The 22,724-nt window shown below is 29.7% G+C and carries 20 protein-coding genes and 1 pseudogene; 17 read left to right on the top strand and 4 right to left on the bottom strand.

The window, feature by feature from the left end; all coding sequences use genetic code 11:
• The first annotated feature begins 6 nt into the window (after positions 1-6).
• The 4 genes from rph to ACAG39_05810 are packed head-to-tail and all read left to right on the top strand — an operon-like array spanning position 7 to position 2,382.
• Positions 7-786, top strand: a complete 780-nt coding sequence (gene rph / locus ACAG39_05825) for a ribonuclease PH (GenBank protein MEZ0536756.1) — start codon at positions 7-9, stop codon at positions 784-786.
• A complete protein-coding gene (locus ACAG39_05820) occupies positions 755-1,366 on the top strand; it encodes an XTP/dITP diphosphatase (GenBank protein ID MEZ0536755.1) in 612 nt (203 codons plus the stop codon). Before rph ends, ACAG39_05820 begins: the two co-directional genes overlap by 32 nt.
• Complete coding sequence (locus tag ACAG39_05815; GenBank protein MEZ0536754.1) at positions 1,344-1,820, top strand: metallophosphoesterase; 477 nt, start codon at positions 1,344-1,346, stop codon at positions 1,818-1,820. Before ACAG39_05820 ends, ACAG39_05815 begins: the two co-directional genes overlap by 23 nt.
• A gap of 4 nt (positions 1,821-1,824) precedes the next feature.
• Positions 1,825-2,382 carry a GNAT family N-acetyltransferase gene (locus ACAG39_05810; protein MEZ0536753.1) on the top strand — a complete coding sequence of 186 codons (558 nt, stop codon included), beginning with the start codon at positions 1,825-1,827 and terminating at the stop codon, positions 2,380-2,382.
• Positions 2,383-2,425: 43 nt separating this feature from the next.
• Here the strand turns inward: ACAG39_05810 and ACAG39_05805 are convergent, their stop codons facing one another.
• The 4 genes from ACAG39_05805 to ACAG39_05790 form a co-directional block, all read right to left on the bottom strand.
• Complete coding sequence (locus ACAG39_05805) at positions 2,426-3,652, bottom strand: aspartate kinase (GenBank protein ID MEZ0536752.1); 1,227 nt, start codon at positions 3,650-3,652, stop codon at positions 2,426-2,428.
• A 73-nt stretch (positions 3,653-3,725) separates the two neighbouring features.
• Positions 3,726-4,637 (bottom strand): homoserine kinase, encoded by a 912-nt coding sequence (gene thrB / locus ACAG39_05800; protein ID MEZ0536751.1) that lies wholly within the window; start codon positions 4,635-4,637, stop codon positions 3,726-3,728.
• Positions 4,638-4,658: 21 nt separating this feature from the next.
• The gene (locus ACAG39_05795; GenBank protein ID MEZ0536750.1) at positions 4,659-5,915 is read right to left on the bottom strand and encodes a homoserine dehydrogenase; all 1,257 of its coding nucleotides are present in this window, start codon (positions 5,913-5,915) and stop codon (positions 4,659-4,661) included.
• A gap of 21 nt (positions 5,916-5,936) precedes the next feature.
• Entirely contained in the window at positions 5,937-6,383 is a 447-nt protein-coding gene (locus ACAG39_05790) for an ACT domain-containing protein (GenBank protein ID MEZ0536749.1), read from the bottom strand.
• A gap of 130 nt (positions 6,384-6,513) precedes the next feature.
• Here ACAG39_05790 and ACAG39_05785 point away from each other — a divergent pair, with 130 nt between their 5' ends.
• From ACAG39_05785 to ACAG39_05725, 13 genes and pseudogenes are all read left to right on the top strand, one after another.
• The gene (locus tag ACAG39_05785; protein ID MEZ0536748.1) at positions 6,514-6,696 is read left to right on the top strand and encodes a CLC_0170 family protein; all 183 of its coding nucleotides are present in this window, start codon (positions 6,514-6,516) and stop codon (positions 6,694-6,696) included.
• Positions 6,697-6,712: 16 nt separating this feature from the next.
• Positions 6,713-8,287: a spore germination protein gene (locus ACAG39_05780; GenBank protein MEZ0536747.1), complete on the top strand. Its 1,575-nt coding sequence runs from the start codon at positions 6,713-6,715 to the stop codon at positions 8,285-8,287.
• A 14-nt stretch (positions 8,288-8,301) separates the two neighbouring features.
• A complete protein-coding gene (locus ACAG39_05775) occupies positions 8,302-9,414 on the top strand; it encodes an endospore germination permease (GenBank protein ID MEZ0536746.1) in 1,113 nt (370 codons plus the stop codon).
• Positions 9,411-10,691, top strand: a complete 1,281-nt coding sequence (locus ACAG39_05770) for a Ger(x)C family spore germination protein (GenBank protein MEZ0536745.1) — start codon at positions 9,411-9,413, stop codon at positions 10,689-10,691. Before ACAG39_05775 ends, ACAG39_05770 begins: the two co-directional genes overlap by 4 nt.
• Before the next feature lie 67 nt (positions 10,692-10,758).
• Positions 10,759-11,448, top strand: coding sequence for a stage II sporulation protein R (locus ACAG39_05765; protein ID MEZ0536744.1), 690 nt, complete (start codon positions 10,759-10,761; stop codon positions 11,446-11,448).
• A 99-nt stretch (positions 11,449-11,547) separates the two neighbouring features.
• Positions 11,548-12,075 (top strand): adenine phosphoribosyltransferase, encoded by a 528-nt coding sequence (locus tag ACAG39_05760; protein ID MEZ0536743.1) that lies wholly within the window; start codon positions 11,548-11,550, stop codon positions 12,073-12,075.
• 18 nt (positions 12,076-12,093) lie between these two features.
• A pseudogene (locus ACAG39_05755) lies at positions 12,094-14,259 on the top strand (bifunctional (p)ppGpp synthetase/guanosine-3',5'-bis(diphosphate) 3'-pyrophosphohydrolase).
• Between the two features lie 4 nt (positions 14,260-14,263).
• Entirely contained in the window at positions 14,264-14,713 is a 450-nt protein-coding gene (gene dtd / locus ACAG39_05750; protein MEZ0536742.1) for a D-aminoacyl-tRNA deacylase, read from the top strand.
• Between the two features lie 22 nt (positions 14,714-14,735).
• Complete coding sequence (locus ACAG39_05745; protein ID MEZ0536741.1) at positions 14,736-15,341, top strand: MBL fold metallo-hydrolase; 606 nt, start codon at positions 14,736-14,738, stop codon at positions 15,339-15,341.
• A 16-nt stretch (positions 15,342-15,357) separates the two neighbouring features.
• Complete coding sequence (gene hemZ / locus ACAG39_05740; protein MEZ0536740.1) at positions 15,358-16,752, top strand: coproporphyrinogen dehydrogenase HemZ; 1,395 nt, start codon at positions 15,358-15,360, stop codon at positions 16,750-16,752.
• 4 nt (positions 16,753-16,756) lie between these two features.
• Positions 16,757-17,677 (top strand): radical SAM protein, encoded by a 921-nt coding sequence (locus tag ACAG39_05735; protein ID MEZ0536739.1) that lies wholly within the window; start codon positions 16,757-16,759, stop codon positions 17,675-17,677.
• Positions 17,678-17,679: 2 nt separating this feature from the next.
• The gene (gene wecB, locus ACAG39_05730; GenBank protein MEZ0536738.1) at positions 17,680-18,837 is read left to right on the top strand and encodes a non-hydrolyzing UDP-N-acetylglucosamine 2-epimerase; all 1,158 of its coding nucleotides are present in this window, start codon (positions 17,680-17,682) and stop codon (positions 18,835-18,837) included.
• 115 nt (positions 18,838-18,952) lie between these two features.
• Positions 18,953-22,724 (top strand): hypothetical protein (locus ACAG39_05725; GenBank protein ID MEZ0536737.1); only part of this gene is annotated, 3,772 nt, incomplete at its 3' end.

Below are 22,724 nucleotides of genomic sequence, written 5' to 3'. Positions count from 1 at the left end.
AAGATTATGATGAGGATAGATTCAAGAGAACATGATCAGCTTAGGCAAGTGAAAATAACAAGAAATTATATAAAATATGCTGAAGGTTCAGTACTCATTGAAATGGGAAATACAAAGGTTATTGTAACTGCTTCTATTGATGAAAAAGTACCTCCATTCAAAAAAGGAACAGGTGAAGGATGGGTTACAGCAGAATATTCAATGCTTCCGAGGTCTACTCAACAAAGAAATCCAAGGGATATAAATAAACTTAAGTTAAGTGGTAGAAGTCAAGAGATACAAAGACTGATAGGAAGAACACTAAGAGCAGGAATAAATCTTAAAGCACTTGGTGAGCGACTTATTACCATTGACTGTGATGTTATTCAAGCAGACGGTGGAACAAGAACTGCTTCAATAACAGGTGGATTTATTGCACTTTTTGATGCATGCAAAAAATTATATGATGAAAAAATAATAGAGAATTTTCCTATATGTAGCCATATTGCAGCAATTTCGGTTGGAATTTGTGACGGGGAAGAGCTTTTGGATCTTTGTTATGAAGAAGATTCAAAGGCTGAAGTAGATTTAAACCTTGTAATGAACGAAAAAGGACAATTTATTGAGATTCAGGGAACTGCAGAAGGAATAGCATTTTCTGAGGAACAGTTTCAAAAGCTATTAAATCTTGGGAAAATGGGTATTACAAATCTAATTAATTACCAGAAAGAATTACTTGGAGAAGACGCAAACTTAATCGGGAGTGTAGCAAAAGATGAAAAGAGTAATAGTAGCAACCAAGAATAAAGGCAAAAAAGAAGAGATAAGAGAATTATTTAAAGATTATTTTGATGAGTTTATTTCAATTGATGAACTTGACAAAGAAATAAACATAATAGAAAATGGCAATAGTTTTGAAGAAAACGCATTTATTAAAGCTAAAGTAATTTACGATTTATTTCATATGCCAACATTGGCTGATGACTCTGGTTTAATGGTGGATCTTTTAAATGGTGAACCAGGTATATATTCTGCAAGATATGCAGGGGAAGATTCAAATGATAAAAAGAACATGGAAAAACTTTTAGATAAATTAAGAGATACCCCTGAGAATAATAGAACAGCTAAGTTTGTGTGTGTTTTTGTTTTTATTGATGAAAATGGCAACATACTAAAATCTCGTGGTGAGTGTCATGGCAAAATAGCATTTGAGCCGAAAGGTAATAATGGATTTGGTTATGACCCTATTTTTATACCTTATGGTTTTGATAAAACATTTGCCGAACTAAGTGATAATGTTAAAAACTCAATTAGTCACAGATTTAATGCTGCTATTAAACTAAAGAAGCTTTTGGAGGAGCTTTATGAAGATTTTAGTAATCAGTGATACTCATGGATTTACTTCAAATGCTGAAAAATTAATAAAAAAATATAAAGATAAAATATCAATGGTTGTTCATTTGGGAGATTTAGTTTCTGATGCAAAAAGGCTTCAGGGTATTTTTTCTGATGTTAAATTTGAGATAGTAAAGGGCAATAATGATTTTACTAAAGATTATCCAAATGAAAAAATTATAGAATTAAATGGGAAAAGAATATTAATTACACATGGTCATATGTATAGGGTAAAGTATTCATATGATTACATTGTTTCACATGCAAAAGCTTTAAAGGTAGATGCAGTATTTTTTGGACATACACATGAACAAGAAGAATTTTATAAAGATAACTGTCTATTTCTAAATCCTGGTAGTCTTACTTATTCGCGTGATGGTTCAAGTTCATATGCTTTAGCTGATGTTACAGAGTATGGTGTTATAGCTTATCTTGAAAAGGTGTGAAAATATGATTATTGCAAAAGGAGAAAATATAAATATCAGAGAATTAACTTGGGGAGACTTAAAACTTCTTCAGAAATGGTATAATGACCCTGAAGTTGCATTTTGGGCATTAGGATTAACTGGAGAAAAGAGTACAATTAAAGATTTTGAAAGATGGTACAAAAATGCAAATTCAAATGTTCATAGATTTATTATTGAACTAAAAAATGGCTTTGCTATAGGTTCAATATCTTATAGAGATTATGATATTAATAATAAAAAAGTTACCTTAGGGATACATATAGGTGAAAAAAACTTTTGGGGTAAAGGCCTTGGGACTGAGGCTACTAAGCTTTTTATTAGGTATCTTTTTGATAATCTTGATATTAATAGAATTGAACTTGATACCTTTGATGAGAATGTAAGAGCAATTAAAGCATATCAAAAATGCGGTTTTAAGATTGAAGGGGTTTTAAGAGAGGCAAAGTGTATTGATGGTAAATTTCATGACAAGATTTTGATGGGGCTTTTAAAAAAAGATTTTGAAAATATGACAAATAATGAGAATATTAAAATTGATTAATTTAAAAGAGGCTATCCTTGTGATTTAGGATAGCCTCTGAAATTTATTTTCCATTGTTTAATTGTCCTAATTTGAACTTATCATGAATAGCTCTTACTGCTTTATCAGCATCTACACTATCTATTAGAACAGATATCTTTATTTCAGATGTTGAAATCATTTCGATATTAATACCTGCATCATATAAAGCTTCAAACATCATAGCTGCAACACCAGGATTATTTACCATACCTGCTCCTACTATAGAAACCTTAGCAACAGTATCAGAATAAGTAACATCTTTTGCACCAATAATATGAAGATTATTATTTAATACCTCAAGTGTATTTTTTAGGTTTCCTTTATTCACTGTAAATGATATATCCTTTGTTTTTTCTCTTCCAATTGATTGTAAAATTATATCAACATTTATATTCTCCTTAGCTAAAAGTGAAAATATTTGGAATGCTTTACCTGGAACATTTTCAACACCAACAACTGAAACTCTTGCTACTTCATTATCACAAGCAACACCAGAAACAAGTAATTTTTCCACGCTATTAACCTCCTTAACAATAGTTCCTTCATTATTATTAAATGATGACCTTACAACCAAAGGTATATTATATTTTTTTGCAAGTTCAACTGATCTATTGTGTAAAACCTTAGCACCTAAAGTTGCAAGTTCAAGCATTTCATCGTATGATATCTCTTTTAGCTTTGATGCATCTTTTACAACCCTTGGGTCAGCCGTATAAACACCATCAACATCGGTATATATCTCACATTTGTCTGCTTTTAGTGCTGCAGCCAAAGCAACAGCAGTTGTATCTGATCCACCTCTACCTAATGTAGTTATATCATCATATCTATTTATTCCTTGAAAACCAGCAACAACAACAATATTTTTCTTATCAAGCTCTATTTGTAACCTTTCAGTATCTATTTCACGTATTCTCGCTGAGGAATAATGTGAATCTGTTTTAATCCCTGCTTGCCACCCTGTAAGTGAAATTACAGGATAACCTAACTTTTCAATTGCCATAGCCATAAGTGCTATTGAAATCTGTTCACCAGTTGATAAAAGCATATCCATTTCTCTTTTTGAGGCATTTGGATTTATTTCATTTGCTTTTTCAATTAATTCATCTGTTGTATCTCCTTGGGCTGATACAACTACAACTACATTGTTTCCTTTTTCATACTCAGCAATAGCACGGGAAGCTGCTCTGAATATTCTTTCTTTATCAGCTACTGATGTTCCACCATACTTTTGAACTACTATTCCCAATTTTATGCCCTCCTTATCCTACAAATAATGATACATAATATTATATTATATTTTTTGAATGAATGACATTAATTTATAATACTCTGCTTTGAACAGAGAAAACATTAGCACCATTGTTATCTGCATCAAGTATAAGAAGTTTCCAATTATTAACTAACTTAGTAAGTTTTTTATTAACCTCAGTTTCAAATTCTTCATAGTTCTCATCAATTAGTGCAATTATGGATGGACCTGCCCCTGATAAAAATGATCCTTTTGCACCAAAATCCATTGAAATATTTATAATTTTATCAAAATCAGGAATCATTTTTTTTCGATATTGCTGGTGAAGCTTATCTTTTGTAGCTTCTTTTAAAAATTCATAATAGCCTGTCAAAATTGATGAAGCAAATAAGGTTGATCTTCCAATATTGTATACAGCATCTTTAAAGTCTATCCGCTTTGGTAATATATTTCTTGCAAACTCAGTTGATAATGGAAAATCAGGTATGAATACTGCAAACTTAAGCCTTTGTGGGACAACAAACTTTATATAATGAACCTTTTTTTCATCCATAACTGCTATTACAAATCCACCTATCATAGCAGGTGTCGAGTTATCAGGATGTCCTTCCATTTTAGCTGCAAGAAAAATCATTTCTTCTTCACTTAATTTTCCACCGCATAAAAGATTTGCAGCATAGATTCCACCAGAAATACACGCAGCTGATGAACCTAATCCTCTTGTTAGTGGTATTTCATTTATGAGGTTTATTTTTAGCCCTTTTGGATACCAACCAACTTCATCAAATACAGTTTTCATTGCTTTATACACAAGGTTTGATTCATCCTTTGCAATTGATTCATCATCAGGTGATGAAGTGATATGAAGACCACTTTCACATTCTTCTACTTCAATTATGTTATATAATTTTAAAGCAACCCCCATACAATCAAAACCGGCACCAAGATTAGCCGTAGATGCCGGCACCTTGACTGAAATCATTTTATTACCTCCAAAGTTTAATTATAAGTTTTCATCATATCTAATGATACTTAAAATATCATCAATAACTGGCAATTTTTTAAATTGTTCAATCTTATTATTAAATTCCTTTTCAGGCATCTCATAAGTAACAAAAGCAAACTCATTTTCACCTATTTTCTTATGTGTATTTACAATCATACAATCATTAAATAATAGTGATACAGCATCTTTTGCCTTTGAATAATCTTTATATTTAGCCCTCACAAAAAATCTACTTTCTACTTCATAAATACTCAATACTTTAATGTTTTGATTAATTCCCCATGTATATACAAAGGACTTATCTATATGTTTAACAATATCAATTACATCGCCTACAACAGCACTTGCAGTTGGAAGCTTTCCTGCCCCTTGTCCATAGAACATCACGTCACCTATAGCATCACCTTTAACTAAAATTGCATTAAAAACATCATCAACATTAGCAAGAGAGCTTTTTTGACTAATCATTAATGGAGTTACCTTTGCTAATATGGTATTGTTATTTAACCTTTTACTCATAGCAATAAGTTTAATAGTTGCATCTAACTCGTCAGCATACATCATATCTTCTTTTGAAAGTTTTGTGATACCCTCTGTATAGATATGTTCAAAATTAATATAATTTGCATATGCAATAGAGGATAAAATAGCTATCTTCCTACAAGCATCATGCCCTTCAACGTCGTTGGTTGGATTTCTTTCTGCATAGCCTTTTTCTTGAGCCTCTTTTAAAGCTACATCAAAAGACAGGTTATTCTTAGCCATACGAGTTAAGATATAGTTTGTTGTTCCATTTAATATACCAGCAATTTCTGTTATCTGATTTGCAGCAAGGCAATTTTGGAGAGGCCTTATTATTGGTATTCCACCACCAACAGATGCCTCAAAAAAGTAATTGACATTCATGGATTTTGCAAGCTTTAAAAGCTCTGGGCCATGTTTTGCAACAAGCTCTTTATTTGACGTCACTACATGTTTGCCCTTTTCGATTAGTGACTTTGTAAATTGAAAAGAAGGACTTAAACCACCTATTGTTTCAACGACAATGGATACCTCAGGGTCATTTAGTATTATATTAAAGTCTTTCACAAATAGTTTTTCTGCAGGGTGGTTTGGAAAATCTCTTATATCAAGAATATATTTTATTTCAATTTCTTCACCAGCTCTTTTTGCAATAGATGATGCATTTTTAGTTAATACCTCATATACACCAGATCCTACAACACCAAAACCCATTATTGCAATTTTAACCATAACTTTAACCTCCTTTTTTATTTATTCTCTTCCAAGAACGTCAATCTTATTTACACCTGATATTGTTTCAATTTCTGAAATTAATTCTTTAATTGATTTATTCATGTCATTTGTTTTTATTGATATTGTAACAGTAGCTATTCCACCTAATGGAATATTTTGATTTATTGTTAGTATACTTGCATTTGTTGATGAGATAATATTTAAAATCTTCGAGAGAATACCTGGTATATCCTTTAGAACAAAAGCTAATGTAATTATTTTACCTCTTGAACTTTCAAAAAAGGGGAATATACAATCTTTATATTTATAAAATGCACTTCTACTTAAATCTGCTATTTGAACAGCTTCATTAACCGATTTTACAACTCCGCTCGAAAGTAACTCTTTAGCCTTTATAACCTTTAGAAAAACCTCAGGAAGAACACTTTCTTCAACAATATAGTATACGGCATCTTTTTTTAACATATGTTCACCTATTAAAAACAAATGTATTTATGGAATGGATTTTAACATATCTGTATACAAAATGCAAGTATAAAAATGAAAAAAATGTTTAGATTAAAAGTAGATAATTTTAAATATTTTATAGAGAAATATGAACAAAGTTATAGATTTATTAAAAGATTATTCAAATGTTGTATTTATTCTTTCAGGTATTTTTATATTATTAGCCGATTGCGGTGAACTAAAGAAGAAAAAACTTCAAAAAGAATTAAAAGCAGCAACAATTTTAGGTATAACTTATATAGTTATTGGCTTGGTTATTTCTTTTATTTAAGGAGGTGATGTGTAACATGAACTTTTGGAACATAATTAAGAGAAAACGTGAGAGATTACAAGGGTGTAAAAAACAAGAAACAAAGGAATATGTTGTATCAGAAAAAAAGATTTATAATGAAATACAAAAAAATATAAATTATATAAAAAATTTACTCAAAGATAATGATGATATTATATATAGAGAATTTATTTGTCTTAACACTCATGTATCTATAATCTATATTGACGGACTTGTAAATAGAGAACTAATTGATAAGCAAATAGTTTATCCAATGATGATTGAGAGCAAGAAAATTGATTTAGGGCAAAATAATAAAAGTATATATGACATAATATTTTATGAACTACTTGCAACAGCAGATTTAAAAGAGGATTTGAATATGAAAGAAGCAGTTCTGGACCTTTTATCAGGTGAAACATTACTATTAGTAGATGGTTTCAATAAAATTATCAGAATTTCAACAAGAGGTTGGGCAAATAGAGGAATACAACAGCCCATATTAGAAAATGCTATAAGAGGACCAAGAGACAGTTTCAATGAAACAGTAAGATTTTCTACTATGCTTATTAGACGAAGGGTTAGAGATACAAGGCTTAGAATCAAAAATATAAAAATAGGTAGAAGGTCCCAAACAGATGTATATATAGTTTATATAGACGATATAGTTGATAGAGATGTTTTAGAGGAAGTCCAAAAGCGTTTGAACTCAATTGATACTGATACTATTTTGGACAGTGGTATGATTGAACAATTTATCGAGGATAACATTATTTGCCTTTTTCCAACTTTGCAGACAACTGAAAGACCAGACGAAGTTGTTGCAGCAATATATGAAGGGAGAATTGCACTTCTTACTGATAATAGTAATACAGGAGTAGTTCTTCCAGCAACTTTTATGATTTATTTGCAAAATGCAGAAGATTATTATGACAGATGGCATATTGCTACATTTATTAGATTGATAAGAGTATTTGCAGTGATTTTGACTGTTTCATTGCCATCACTTTATATTTCTATATCTTCTTTTAATCCTGCTCTCATACCTCCAGAATTAGGACTTTTTATTGCGGCAACTAGAGAAGGTGTTCCAATGCCTGTATTTCTTGAAGCACTGTTTTTGGAATTTATGTTGGAGCTATTAAGAGAGGCTGGTTTAAGGCTTCCTGGCCCAATTGGGCAAACAATTGGAATTGTTGGTGCTTTGATAATAGGACAAGCTGCGGTTCAGGCAGGACTTATCTCTCCTATAATGGTAATAATAGTAGCAGCAACAGCAATTGCATCGTTTGCTATACCTAACTATAATATGGCAATTGGTTTTAGATTAATTAAATTTTTATTTATTATTGCATCAGCTATCTTAGGTATATATGGATTTTTGATGGTATCTTTTATATTTATTTCAAATCTTGCAAAGATGAAAAGCTTTGGGGTTCCATATCTTTCACCTTTTGTATCATTTGAATTAGCTGATTATAAAGATTCAATTATAAAAATGCCTATAAGATTTTTATGGGCTAGACCGATATTCTCAAGTACCAGGCAGAAGATAAGAATGATTTATATCAGGAATCAACAAGAAAGCTAAGTAGGTGATATGTATTGATAATACATGATAATGATAAGATTTCTAGTTTTCAGGTGTTTATACTGAATCTATCTGTAATAATTGGTGTTGGAATATTAACAATGCCTGCTGCAATAACAAAATTTGCAAAAACAGATGCATGGCTATCACTAACCATTGGGGCTTTGCTTTCTGTTTTGCTTTTCTTATTTCTATTTAAGGTATCACAGTTGAACCCAGATGTAACCCTTGTCGAAATAATGAACAATGCCTTTGGAAAAGTTATCAGTATTATACTTTCATTTATTTACGTTATATATTTTCTTATCTTAATAGCTATTGAAGCAAGAGTTGTTGCTGATACAACAAAAGAGTTTATCTTTGAACTTACACCAGTAGAGGTTTTAATTATTATCTATTTATTTACCTGTTCGTATATTACAAGATATGGTATAGAAGCAGTTGCAAGGATTTGTGAAATTTTAATGCCACTTGTTATTATCATAATACCATTGTTAACAATATTTATATACAGTAAGCTGGATTTTACTCGCTTACTTCCAATACTTACTACAAAATGGACTGATATTGTAAAAGGTAGTTTTACAACAATATTCTCGTTTATTGGATATGAGATTATATTATTTCTATCTCCTTATATTAGGAGAAAAGAAAAAGTTGTTAAATATAGTTTAGCTAGTTTTCTAATTATTTTTTTTATATATGAACTTTTATTAGTTTTTAGCATAGCTGACTTTGGAGTAAAAGAGCTTCAAATTATGAGTTGGCCAACCATGAGCTTACTTCGTGATGTAACAGCACTTGAGGTTGTAATAGAAAGACCAGAGATATTTATAATAACATTTTGGCTTATTTCTGCTTATACAACAACAATAATTGCAATTATAATAAATGCAATTATTTTAGCTAGAATATTTAATACCAAAGAGCACAACTTCTTTGTTTTTGCTCAGATTCCATTAGTATATATAATAAATCTAATACCATCAAATTATAATGAAACTTTAAAATATCAGGATATATATTCAAGAACATTAGGGATAGCTGTTTTATTTGTTATACCTTTGATAACTTTTTTTACCTTTCTTATTAAAAACAAATTGAAAAAGAGGGGTGCTAAAAACTGATAAAAAAGATTTTAATTATATGTATAATTATTAATCTTATTTTATTAACCTCTTGTTGGGATAGGGTTGAGATAGAAGATAGAGGTTATGTTATTGCAATAGGAATAGATAAATATGACGTAAAAGATTTAAACAAGTATCAAACTACCAAATATATTGAGAAACAAGAAATGAATTATTCACCCGAACAAAAAAAGCCAGATATAAAAACAAATAAAGAAGGCATTGATAAAGATACCAATAGAAAGGTAAAACAACCGCTTTACTCATCAGATACTTATAATAGATATGCCATAACAATTGTATATCCAAATGTAAAGATGTTGGGTAAAAATACTGCAATTAGCCCAGAGGAACCTCCTCGGTTTGTTTTTACAGTCCCTACGTTAAACATTTATTCATCAAAGTTTATCTTACAAAGATTTATTGATAAAAGGCTATATTTTGGTTATGTAAAGGTAATTGTATTAGGTAAAGATATTGTTTATGATAAGAGGCTTTTCAGAGAAGCAATTGATGGTGTTATGAGGGATAACGATTTTAGACGCTCAAATCTAATCTTTTTATCAGAAACAACAGCAAGAGATACTTTAAACACAATTCCTTTAACAAATACAATAACAGGAATTTTTTTGTCACAGATAGGCAAAAATGCTAATATTTTTGGACGCTCATATAGTTCAACAGTTGGGGAAGTTACTAATACATTAATAAATGGAAATGTAGCAGTAATTTCAAGGGTAGAACCGGGAATACAATGGCTAAAATCAAGTGGTGTTGCTGTTATAAAAGATTATAAATTTGTTGGTTGGCTGGATGAAAATAAAACAATTATATATTCTATGATGATGAATAAGATTAAAAATGAGGTTATTAATGTTTTTTATAAAGGCTATTATATCCCATTTACACTGACCTATGTTTCAACAAGTAAAAGCATAGATGTTAAAAAGAAAATAAAAATAACTTATAAAATTAAGGTTGAAGGCGAAATAAGTGAATTCTTTTTAAATAATACCATTAAACTATTGGATAATAGCAATAGAATGCAAATTCAAAAAAACATAGCAAGCTGGATAAAAGGGCAAGGGTACGATTTAGTAAATATTTTACAAAATAAGTATAATGCAGATATTATAGGTGCTGGCGATTTATTATCAAAGTATAAGCCTAAAATATGGAAGAAATTAGAAAAGAATTGGGATAAAGAGTTTAAGAACATAGAAGTTGTTATAGAACCTCATGTGTATATTCGAAGAAGTGGTATAACACAATAATAATGTATACCTCATTATTTTTTGGGAAAAATCTATTATATAAACAAACAGTACTTTGGAGGATATAATGAAGTCACTGCGTAAAAAAACAGCAATGCTCATATCTATTATTATTTCCTTATTTATTTTTATATTAACTTACATTATATTAGATACTGCAAGTATTGATAATTTGCAAAAGGACCTATCAAAAAATTGTGTAAGATTGCATATTATTGCAAATAGTAATAAAGCAAGTGACCAAAAGATTAAACTATATGTTCGTGATAATCTAATTGATTACATTAATACAAATTTTGATTTAACGCAAGGGAAACAACAGATTCTTGATGAAATTATAAAACATAAAGAGGATATTGAAAGGTTTATTAAAAAGGTTCTTGAAAAAAAAGGTATTGCTATACCTGTAAAGTTATTAGTAACCAAAGCTGAGTTTCCAAATAGAATATATGATGGTTTTTTATTTCCAGCAGGTGCATATGATGCAGTTAAGATTGAATTAGGTGAAGCAAAAGGGAAAAATTGGTGGTGTGTCATTTTTCCGCCATTATGTTTTGTTGATGAAACAAAAGTGGAATTACCTGATAGTGCTAAAAATGAATTAAAAAAAGAGCTTTCAAAAAGTGAATACAAATTAGCAATATATTATGGCTCAATGGACAAGATGCCTGTTAAGTTAAAGATAAAGATTTATGAGGTTCTAAAAACAAGATTTTATAAAGAGGCATGGTTTAAAAAGATATTTAAGAATTTGTAACCCTCAGAATTTGAGGGTTTTTATTTTTTATGTGCAAAAAAAATATAATTTTGATATACTTATAACGTAATATTTTTATTTGCTAGGAGGAAGACATAAATGAATTTAAAGGATAAATTTAGACATGTTTTAAATTTTCCTAAAGAGGGTATTGATTTTATTGATATAACAACAGTTTTGCAAGATAAAGATAGCTTTAAATATGCAATAGATAAATTAATAGAACTTATATCAGATATTGATTTTGACTTGATTGTAGGGCCAGAGTCAAGAGGATTTATCTTTGGTGCACCAGTTGCTTATGCATCAAATAAAGGGTTAGTTTTGGTTAGAAAAAAAGGCAAACTTCCATATAAAACTGTATCAGTTGATTATCAACTTGAGTATGGTAAAGATACCTTAGAAATGCATGAAGATGCTATTAAACCTGGTCAAAAGGTTATTATAATTGATGACTTATTGGCAACGGGTGGGACAACATTATCAAATATAAAGCTTGTTGAATCACTTGGGGGTAAAGTGGCAGCAGTAGTTTACTTAGTTGAACTTACTTATCTAAATGGTAGAGAGAGCCTTAAAGGCTATGATGTAAGGTCTGTTGTCCAATTTGACAGCTCACTTATATAAAATAGAGGTGCTTATAAATTGCCTGATAGGTATAAAAAATTAAAAGAGATTGTCGAAAGGTATTCTACAAAAGAGGATTTAGATCTTCTTGATAAAGCTTTTGAATATGCAATAAAAAAGCATGATGGGCAAGAAAGGAATTCAGGGGAGCCATATATAATACATCCATTAGAAGTTTCATTGATTCTTGCTGACTTAGAGTTGGATATATCTACTATAATTGCGGGATTATTACATGATGTTGTAGAGGATACCGAAGCATCAATTGATGAAGTAAGTCAAATATTTGGTAGTGAAATTGCTCAACTTGTGGATGGTGTCACAAAGTTGAGCAAACTTACTTTTACAAGTAAATTAGAGGTTCAAGCAGAAAATTATCGCAAGATGTTAATTGCGATGGCAAAAGATATTAGGGTTATATTAATTAAACTTGCTGATAGATTACATAATATGAGAACATTAAAATATCTTCCACCTGAAAAACAAAAACAAAAAGCTCAGGAAACCATTGATATATATGCACCACTTGCTCATAGACTGGGTATATCCAAAATAAAATGGGAACTTGAAGACCTTTGTTTAAGATATTTAGATCCAGAAGGTTACTATGATCTTGTTGAAAAAATTGCTAAAAAAAGGGTTGAAAGGGAAGAATACATTAAAAACATAATCGATCTAATAATAAGAAAGCTTGAAGAGTCAAAGATAGAGATAGGACAAATAGATGGCAGACCTAAGCATTTTTATAGTATATACAAAAAAATGAAAGAACAAGGTAAAACACTTGAACAGATATATGACCTTTTTGCAATAAGGATTATTGTTAATTCAGTGAAAGATTGTTATGGTGTTTTAGGTATAATACATACACTTTTTAAACCAATGCCAGGAAGATTCAAAGACTATATAGCAATGCCAAAACCTAATATGTATCAATCACTTCATACAACTGTAATAGGACCTCAAGGAGAACCTTTCGAAGTTCAGATAAGAACATTTGATATGCACAAAACTGCTGAGTATGGTATTGCTGCACATTGGAAATATAAAGAAGGAAGAACTGATTCAAATGAGGATGATGAAAAGTTTGCATGGTTAAGGGAACTCCTTGAATGGCAAAAGGAACTTAAAGATGCTAAAGAATTTATGGAATCACTTAAAATAAATCTTTTCTCTGATGAAGTATTTGTATTCACACCAAAAGGTGATGTTATAAATCTTCCTACAGGCTCAACACCTATTGACTTTGCATACACAATTCATAGTGCAATAGGTAACAAAATGGCTGGAGCAAAAGTAAATGGGAAGATAGTTCCAATTGATTATGAACTCAAAAATGGAGATATAGTTGAGATTATTACATCACCTAATGTTCATGGACCAAGCAGAGATTGGCTCAAAATTGTAAAAAGCCCGCAAGCAAAGAATAAGATAAATGCTTGGTTCAAAAAAGAAAATAAAGAAGAAAATATTGAAAGAGGAAAAGATACATTAGAAAAAGAGTTAAAGAAGATTAATATTCCTTTGCAATATGCATTTAAAGAGGATGTTTTGCAAAATGTTGCTACAAGATATGGATTTAGAATGATAGAAGATTTACTTGCTGCTATTGGTTATGGTGGAATTTCAGTAGGAAAAGTTGTATTAAGAATCAAAGAAGAGATTAAAAAGTACTTAAAGCCAGAGGAACCAGAGATACAAGTTGAAAAACCGAAGCAAGTGAAAAATGCTACTAATAATGGCGTATTAGTAAAAGGGGTTTAAAATGTTCTTGTTAGATTTGCAAGATGCTGTAACCCAGTCCCAGGTGATAGTGTTATTGGCTTCATCACAAGAGGAAGAGGTGTTTCAATACATCGAAGGGACTGCCCCAATATTGAACAGTATATGAGCGAGCCAGAAAGACTTGTTGAAGCAGAATGGTTTGTAACAAAGGATGTAAAATTTGATGCTCAAATTCATGTATTGGCAAATGATAGGACAGGTATTTTGATGGACATAACAAACCTACTAGGCGAAAATAAAGTGCCTGTAAAAGCAATACAAGGAAGAACAAATAGAGATAGAATAGCTAATATTAATCTTACTGTTGAAGTAAGCTCTACTGAACAGCTTGAAAAAGTTATAAGGAAATTAAGAAAAGTTGATAGCGTCTTTGATGTTCAAAGGGTAAAAGGAGGCTAAATTTTTGAGAGCAGTAGTTCAGCGTGTTTCAAGTGCTTATGTTAAAGTTAACAATGAAATAGTTGGTTCAATAAATAGAGGTCTTTGTGTATTAATTGGTATAGGAATTGATGATGATATCGAAGATGCGAGATACCTTGTTGACAAAATAATAAATTTAAGAATTTTTGAAGATGAACAAGGTAAATTTAATCTTTCATTACTTGATATAAAAGGAGAAGTATTGGTTATTTCAAATTTTACAGTAATGGGTGATGCAAGAAAAGGCAAAAGACCAAACTTTATGAACGCAGCACCAAAAGATGTAGCAACTATGCTTTATGAAAATGTAATAGAACTATTTAAAAGTTATAATATAAATGTGCAAACTGGAATTTTTCAGGCTCATATGGATGTAAATATTCTAAACGATGGGCCTGTTACTATTATTTTAGATAGTAAGAAGGCTTTTTAAGCCTTTGTAGAGGGGGATATATATGTTTTTAGAAAAGGTTATTGTAGGAGAGCTTCTTACAAACTGCTACATTTTTGGGACAGATAAAGAGGTTATAGTGATTGATCCAGGTGATGAAGGAACAAAGATTGAAAACATAATTAATAGATTTAATCTAAAGGTTTCAGCTATTGTTTTGACTCATGGGCATTTTGATCATATAATGGCAGCACACTTTTTAAAAAATCGTTTTAAAACAAAAATAATTGCAAATATAAACGAAAAAGAACTGCTTAATAATCCAAGGCTCAATTTATCAAGACATATAGGTGATGAGATAAGTATTGAAGCAGATATATATCTTAATGATGGGGAATTTATTGATATTGATGACTTTAAGTTGAATGTAATTCATACACCTGGGCATACTTTTGGTAGTATGTGCCTTTTGTATGATAATAAAATCTTATTCTCAGGGGATACTATTTTTAAGGATACTTATGGAAGAACTGATCTACCTACAGGCAATGATGATTCAATTATTAACTCAATAAAAACCAAAATACTTACATTAAATAAAGATATTACAATATATCCAGGCCATGGATTTTCAACTACTATACGAGATGAAATAAGTAATTATATATAAAATGGAGTGCAAGAAATTGAATATATCATATAAGATAAATTCTCACAGATTCTCTTATGACCTTGAACATTTAATTAGGGCGTTTTTTCCAGATTGTAATGTAAAAAAAGATAAAGAACAATTTGATATACAAGTAGAAGCTATAATAGATGAACTAAAGTTTTCAATTAAAATTTATGACAAAGAAGGTTATCAAAATCAACTTGAAGGCACTTTTATTAACATTCAAAGTGAAGATAAAAAACTTTTTGGCAAGGCAGTATACAACATATTAAAAATATATACAAAAAGGGACTTACCATGGGGTATTTTAACAGGCATTAGGCCTACAAAAATAGTTTATGATTTGATAAAAAAAGAAATAGATATAAATGACATTCCTAATGTTTTAGAGAAGGATTATTTAATAAGTACTAAAAAAAGAGATATCTTGACTGAGGTTGCTATAAAAGAAATAGATATAATTAATTCGATACCGAATAATGCTGCAGCACTTTATGTAGGAATTCCAATTTGTCCAAGTATATGCCTTTATTGCTCGTTTTCTTGTATAGAATCTAATTTCTCTGAACTTATTAATAAATATACTGATGCATTAATAAAACATATTGAAGAAATTGCAAAACAGATTGAAAAGGATAAAAAGAAGATTGTTGCAATTTACTTTGGTGGTGGGACCCCAACTACAATAGGAATAAATAACATAGAAAGGATATTTAGAAGAATCTTTTCTATTTTAGATATGAAATATATTAATGAGATTACCTTTGAAGCAGGTAGACCTGATACAATTGATAAGAATATACTCGAAGTTTTGAAGGACAGGATTACAAGGATATGTATTAATCCTCAAAGTGCAAATAATGAAACACTAACAAAAATAGGAAGAAATCATTCCTTTGAGGACATAGTAAAAGCATTTGAACTATCAAGAGCATTTGGTATCAACAATATAAACAGCGACTTAATAATTGGTTTACCTGATGAAAACATAGAAGATTATTTAAACACATTAAACAAGGTAATAGAACTTAATCCCGCTTCAATTACTATTCATACATTATCTATAAAAAGATCAAGCAAATTAAAAATGGAAGTAGAAAATTATAATTTTATGTCTGCAGAAGATGCCAATTATTGCATTGATGAAAGCTTTAACAAATTAAAAAAACACCAATATTTTCCGTACTATCTATATAGACAGAAAAATATGATTGGCAATTTTGAAAATATTGGTTATTCAAAAAAAGGGTATGAAGGATTGTATAACTGTATGATAATGCAGGAAAAACATAATATTTATGCTTGTGGTGCTAAGTCTGTAAGTAAATATATATTTGAGAATGATAGAATTGAAAGAGTATTTAATCCTGCTGATATAAATTTGTATATTAAACGAATTTTGGGGTGACAAAATGCTTTCATCTAACCTCCTAAAAAACTGCAAATTATGTCCACGTGAATGTGGTGTAAATAGATTAGATGGTCAAATAGGATATTGTGGAATTGCAAATGGTATAAAGGTATCAAAGGCGTTCTTGCACTTTTGGGAAGAGCCTTGTATATCTGGTAATAAAGGGTCTGGGACTGTATTTTTTTCAGGGTGTAATATGGGTTGTGTATTTTGCCAAAATTATGAGATAAGTATAATGAGATATGGAGTTTTTATTGATACTGAAAAACTAAGTAAGATCTTTTTAAACCTTCAAAAACAAAATGCGGAAAATATCAATTTAGTTACTCCAACTATATATATACCTTATATTATTGATGCAATTGATTTAGCAAAAAGAAATGGACTTAATATTCCAATTGTATATAATACATCATCATATGAAAAACCAGAAGTGATAGAGATACTTAAAGGTTATGTTGATGTATTTTTACCTGATCTAAAGTATTATTCAGATAGTGTTGCTATAGAATATTCCAACGCTCCAAAGTATTTTGAATATGCAACAAAGTCAATACTAAAGATGTATGAGATGGTTGGAGATGTAAAAATAGAAAATGATATTATAAAAAAGGGAGTAATTATTAGGCACTTAGTCTTACCAATGCACACAAAAGACTCTATTAAGGTTTTAGAATGGATTTCAGATAATCTTAAAGATAAGGTAATGCTAAGTCTTATGTCGCAATATTATCCAGCTTATAAGGCAAAAGAGTTTAAAGAGATTTCGCGAGGACTTACCCAAAGAGAATATCAAAAGGTTGTAGATTATGCATATCAAAAGGGCCTTCATTTTGGATTTATCCAAGATTCATCATCTTCATCCAGTGAATATACACCTAAGTTTGACTTGGAAGGTATAAACACAAGAGAGGAGAATTAGAAATGATAAAAGTAATGACTGTATTTGGAACAAGACCAGAAGCAATTAAGATGGCACCACTTGTTAAAGAACTGGAAAGAAGTAAGGATATTAACTCAATTGTATGTGTGACAGCTCAGCATAGAGAGATGCTTGACCAAGTTTTAGACATTTTTGATATAGCCCCCCAATATGATTTGAATATTATGAAACATAATCAAAGCCTTTCATCAATTACTTCTGATGTTTTAATCAATTTTGAAAAGGTATTAGAAAAAGAAAAACCAGATATAGTTTTGGTTCATGGAGATACAACGACAACATTTGCAGCTTCTTTAGCTGCATATTATAAAAAAATAAAAATAGGGCATGTGGAAGCAGGGCTAAGAACATTTAATAAGTTTTCACCCTTTCCTGAAGAAATGAATAGAAAATTAACAGGATGTCTTACTGATTTACATTTTGCACCAACAAAAAGGGCAAAACTTAATCTATTAAAAGAGGGTGTTACAGAAGAATCTGTTTTTATTACAGGAAATACAGTAATTGATGCATTAAAAACAACAGTTTCAAAAGATTATGTTTTTAAAGAAAGTAAGCTAAATACTATTGATTTTTCAAAAAAAGTAATTTCAATGACAGCACATAGAAGAGAGAATTTTGGAAGGCCTCTTGAGAATATTTGTGATGCAGTATTAGAAATTGTAGAAAGGTATGAAGATGTTTTAGTTATTTATCCGGTTCATCTAAATCCTAACGTTCGCGATGTAGTTTACAAGAAACTATCAAATAATGAACGAATTTTGTTAATTGACCCCATAGATGTAGAAGATATGCATAACTTAATGGCTCGCTCATATTTAGTACTAACAGATTCAGGAGGGCTACAAGAAGAGGCACCATCACTTGGTAAGCCTGTTATTGTTTTAAGGGATACAACCGAACGACCTGAAGCAGTTTTAGCTAATACAGTTAAAGTAGCTGGTGTAGAAAAAGATTCTATTGTTTCAATAATTTCAACACTATATGAAAAAGAAGATGAATACTTAATGATGGCAAATGCGGTTAATCCATATGGTGATGGATTTGCCTCAAGACGAATAAAAGAGGCAATAGAGTACCATTTTGGTATTTCAAAAAAAGAACCTGATGAGTTTACTGGAAGTGATAAATACATATAAGGAAGTTTGCCGGGCTATTCCGGCTTATTTTTTACCATTAAGTGATGATAAAAAATATACCTAAAAATGCCGATAAAATATTTGATTCAAGTCTATTTAAGGTAGGTTGAAAAATATGAAAACAAAATTAACATTATTAATAATAATATTTTCAATGATATTTTTATTATCTTCAAAAGCATTAAGTGCTACTCAGGTAAAAATATCTGTTGTGAGGGACCAAAATGGAGTATTGAAGATTACTCAAAGCAGTATTGAAATTTCTTGGCAGTCTGTTTTAGGTGCTGCATTTTATGATGTATCAATAACTGATAATAATGGTTATTCATATATAGCACCTGATGTTATTCAAAATAGTTTTGTATTTACCAATTTAAAGTCATCAACAATGTATAAGATTGAAGTAAAAGCTAAGAACACCAACGGAGATGTTTTTGATTCAAATTACATATATGTTATTACTGAATTTTCAATGGTTGCTTCTCCGTTAGAAGATTTTCCAACACCAGTTGGTAGTGGTGGAGATAAACCAAAGATTGAAATAAGATGGACAGAGATAAAAAATAACTTTAATGATGATATTAATTTTAATGGTTATAACCTATTTGTTAGTAGAAAGCAAGATAGAAGTGATGCTAATCAATATATGATATCAAAAGATGACTTAAAGCTATATAAATATACAGTCTCAGGTTCAAATACAATACAAGTACCACTTGTTTTAGATTCTGTATATCAACAGGCTTACAATCAAAATGAACAAATTAGCTTTATACTTTATGATTCTTATGATGGTTTTACAACTAAAGAGCTTAATGCTGGTACAATGTATTATCTTTATATGGAACCCAATATTGTTAAAAGCAATAATGTAAATATTTATTATAAACCACTTACTAATGTTAATTGCCCTACACTTATGAAAATAAATGCTTCAAAAGTAGCAGAGATAACAAATACAAAAGGCGATTTGGGAGCATTAGTAAGGGTTCAATGGTCACCAGTTGATACTGGAAGTTATAAGGTTAATGAAATTCAATACAGAGCTTATTTTGCTACAAATGAGAATGATTTACCAATTGACAATTTACCACCACAAAACATATTTGCAATGACTACATATTATCAAAATGAAGCTTTTGTTCCTTGGCTTTCTATGAATGTTGATTATTATTACTTTAGAGTGGAAGCAATATTTGCAGATGGAGAGATGAGAATTCCATCACAAATTATTAAGGTATCAGTAAAGAGCCTTGCTGATGTTCCATCAGTTATTAATAAATTTAATGTAGCAACAATTAGTAGTACAAAATTGAGAATAAGTTTTGAAAAGCCGTTACAAGATGATTCTGATCTTGTTTATCAAATATGGTATTCTGATACTTATAAAGATTATTATGATACAAATGGAGATCCGACAGTATATAACCTTATTTATAATGATCCTGATTTGAGTGATAAGTCTTTTGGAGGATTAAATGGATTGGATTTTACCTTTGATGCTTCAACAAACATTTATTCTTATGATATAGATAATTTGAAACCTAATAGTGTTTATTATTTTAAAATAAGGGTTGTAAATGAAGAAACTAAAAGACGATCAGATTTTTCAGTTGTAGCCGTTGCTACAACAAAGTCAGAAAATAAAATAATAGTTCCTACAGTTGACTATGCTTATGTTTTTTCTGATGTTTACTCTATAACAGCCAATATTTTGCCTGTAAATAAAGAAAATTTTATTACTTCTGGAGTTAATGCAACAATATTTTATTCTGTCTATATTTCAGAAAATTCGGCAGATTTAAATAATTTCAAATTAGCTTTAACAGTTGATGAGGATACTTTAAATCAGAATAATTCAAACATTCTTTTAGATAATTCAAATATTTTAAATGGGTTAAATATAAAAAGTAATACTGTTTATTATATAAGATTTAAAGTAATAGCTAAAATTGATGATAAAGAATATATCTCTGAATTTAGTAAAGCATTCTTTATAGCTACAAAAATACCCAAAACAGGTGATGTTAATATTTCAAGGCCTAACATTCCTAATAATTTTATTATCGATGATGCAGATGGAGCAGTTACGCAAACATCTGTTGTATTAAGATGGGATATATTACCAAATCAAAAGTATACAATTTTAAGGACATTAAGGCCCATTGACGATAGTAAAAGAAGTATTTCTGAAACAATAGATTATATTGTGAATACGCTGAAAAAGAAAGTTGATATCTATACTCAAAATTCAAATGGCAACATTGTTTTTGTTGAAAGTAAAATACCACAAGGGATTACTAACCCAGAATTATTTGGAGTATTATTTAAAAATGTTACTCCTAAATTTGCTGATGCTAATCTTGCTCCGAATACTGTTTATTATTACTCAATTAAGGCAATTGAAGGTGAGGGTGAATCATTATGGGGGACTATTGCTGTTACTACTAGTCTTTCAGATAAACCAGAAAACTTAATAGTATATACAAGAGGAACTGACGGACATAGTATTACAATACAATGGCAAGGAAATCCTAATCTTGGATTTCAGATATTTGTAAAAAAAGAGGAACAAGATGATTTTAGCCTTATTTATCAAGGTAATTTACCCTCTTTAACAACAATTAGTACAAGTAAGGCTTTATTTAGTTATACAATACTTAACCTTAAATCAAATTCACTTTATTATATAAAGGTTAGAAGTTTCCACATTCCTACAGGAAAGGTATCAATACCAAGTGATGTTTTAGCAGCTAGAACCTTATTTAATCAATTAGATTTTGATAATGAACAGAAAGAGGCATTACAGAAAGAGCAAGATCAAAACAAGATAACTAAATTATTAAAACAAGTTTTAGTTGTTTGGGAAAATTCAACTCAAATATATAATTTATATGTAAATGATACCAATGCTCTTGATTATATAGAAAGATCAGGGAATGATGATTTTATAATTGATTTTACACAAGCAACATACAAAGTTCCAAAAGCTAAGGTTCAGTTTGGATTTAGGGTGGTTCAAAAATTAATTGAATATAAAAGAAATATTATAGTAAAGTTTTATGATTCAAATTTTATTATTCCTCCAAATGCATTGTGTACTGATGTTATTGAAAACAATGCAAATACAAATAAAATTGATAAAGGATATGTAAATATATACATTGAAGTAGGTTTTTCTGACTACAAAGTGCCTTTATCAGGCTACCAATTAGACTCAAAACCGGTTTATTTAAAAGTTTGGGCAAATTATTATTTATCTGGTGATAAAATATTTTCTGATTTTAAAAATCCAATAACAGTAATATTATATTATTCTACACCGGTTAGAGATTTAAAGCAGATAAGGGTACCTATCATTTTTAACAACTGGAAAAAGGTAGAAGTATATAAAAATATTCAAGGTTCCATGTATGTAAGTTTTGATGTTACAAAACCTGGAGATTTTGGTGTTATGAAATCTTCTACAAATGAAATTGACTTTAGCCCATATAAAGATGAAGTTATTCAGATTTGTAATAAATACAATATGCAAGATTATTTATCAAAGGTATATGCGTATACTGATTTCATTACATTGAAAGATGTAACAGATAGAGTTTTCAATTTCTCAACTGAGAAATATATAAATAATATTAACAACTTAACTGCTCAAGATATAATATTTATTTTGGCAAAGGTATTTGAAGAGAAAAAAGGCATTAAAAGTGATACTATGTCATTTAGCAAAATAATAAAAAATGAAAACCTAAATCCTAAGTATTATTTTGAAGTTAACGCTATGTTAAATATTGGTGTTATTGATGAAGGATTTGAACCTGATAAAAAGGTTTTGGTTGATAAATTTTTGCATTATATTTACACATTAGATATGCTTATTAATAAAT

The sequence above is a fragment of the Caldicellulosiruptoraceae bacterium PP1 genome, assembly GCA_041320695.1.
GTDB lineage: Bacteria > Bacillota > Thermoanaerobacteria > Caldicellulosiruptorales > Caldicellulosiruptoraceae > JBGGOQ01.
The sequence above is the reverse complement of the archived record's forward strand: the minus strand, read 5'-3'. Positions and strand labels throughout refer to the sequence as shown.

Bases quoted from the DNA above. Each gene is read 5' to 3' on its own strand.
- rph (MEZ0536756.1), top strand. From the start codon at position 7: ATGATGAGGATAGATTCAAGAGAACATGATCAGCTTAGGCAAGTGAAA.
- ACAG39_05820 (MEZ0536755.1), top strand. From the start codon at position 755: ATGAAAAGAGTAATAGTAGCAACCAAGAATAAAGGCAAAAAAGAAGAG.
- ACAG39_05815 (MEZ0536754.1), top strand. From the start codon at position 1,344: ATGAAGATTTTAGTAATCAGTGATACTCATGGATTTACTTCAAATGCT.
- ACAG39_05810 (MEZ0536753.1), top strand. From the start codon at position 1,825: ATGATTATTGCAAAAGGAGAAAATATAAATATCAGAGAATTAACTTGG.
- thrB (MEZ0536751.1), bottom strand. From the start codon at position 4,637: ATGATTTCAGTCAAGGTGCCGGCATCTACGGCTAATCTTGGTGCCGGT.
- ACAG39_05795 (MEZ0536750.1), bottom strand. From the start codon at position 5,915: ATGGTTAAAATTGCAATAATGGGTTTTGGTGTTGTAGGATCTGGTGTA.
- ACAG39_05790 (MEZ0536749.1), bottom strand. From the start codon at position 6,383: ATGTTAAAAAAAGATGCCGTATACTATATTGTTGAAGAAAGTGTTCTT.
- ACAG39_05785 (MEZ0536748.1), top strand. From the start codon at position 6,514: ATGAACAAAGTTATAGATTTATTAAAAGATTATTCAAATGTTGTATTT.
- ACAG39_05780 (MEZ0536747.1), top strand. From the start codon at position 6,713: ATGAACTTTTGGAACATAATTAAGAGAAAACGTGAGAGATTACAAGGG.
- ACAG39_05765 (MEZ0536744.1), top strand. From the start codon at position 10,759: ATGAAGTCACTGCGTAAAAAAACAGCAATGCTCATATCTATTATTATT.
- ACAG39_05760 (MEZ0536743.1), top strand. From the start codon at position 11,548: ATGAATTTAAAGGATAAATTTAGACATGTTTTAAATTTTCCTAAAGAG.
- ACAG39_05745 (MEZ0536741.1), top strand. From the start codon at position 14,736: ATGTTTTTAGAAAAGGTTATTGTAGGAGAGCTTCTTACAAACTGCTAC.
- ACAG39_05735 (MEZ0536739.1), top strand. From the start codon at position 16,757: ATGCTTTCATCTAACCTCCTAAAAAACTGCAAATTATGTCCACGTGAA.
- wecB (MEZ0536738.1), top strand. From the start codon at position 17,680: ATGATAAAAGTAATGACTGTATTTGGAACAAGACCAGAAGCAATTAAG.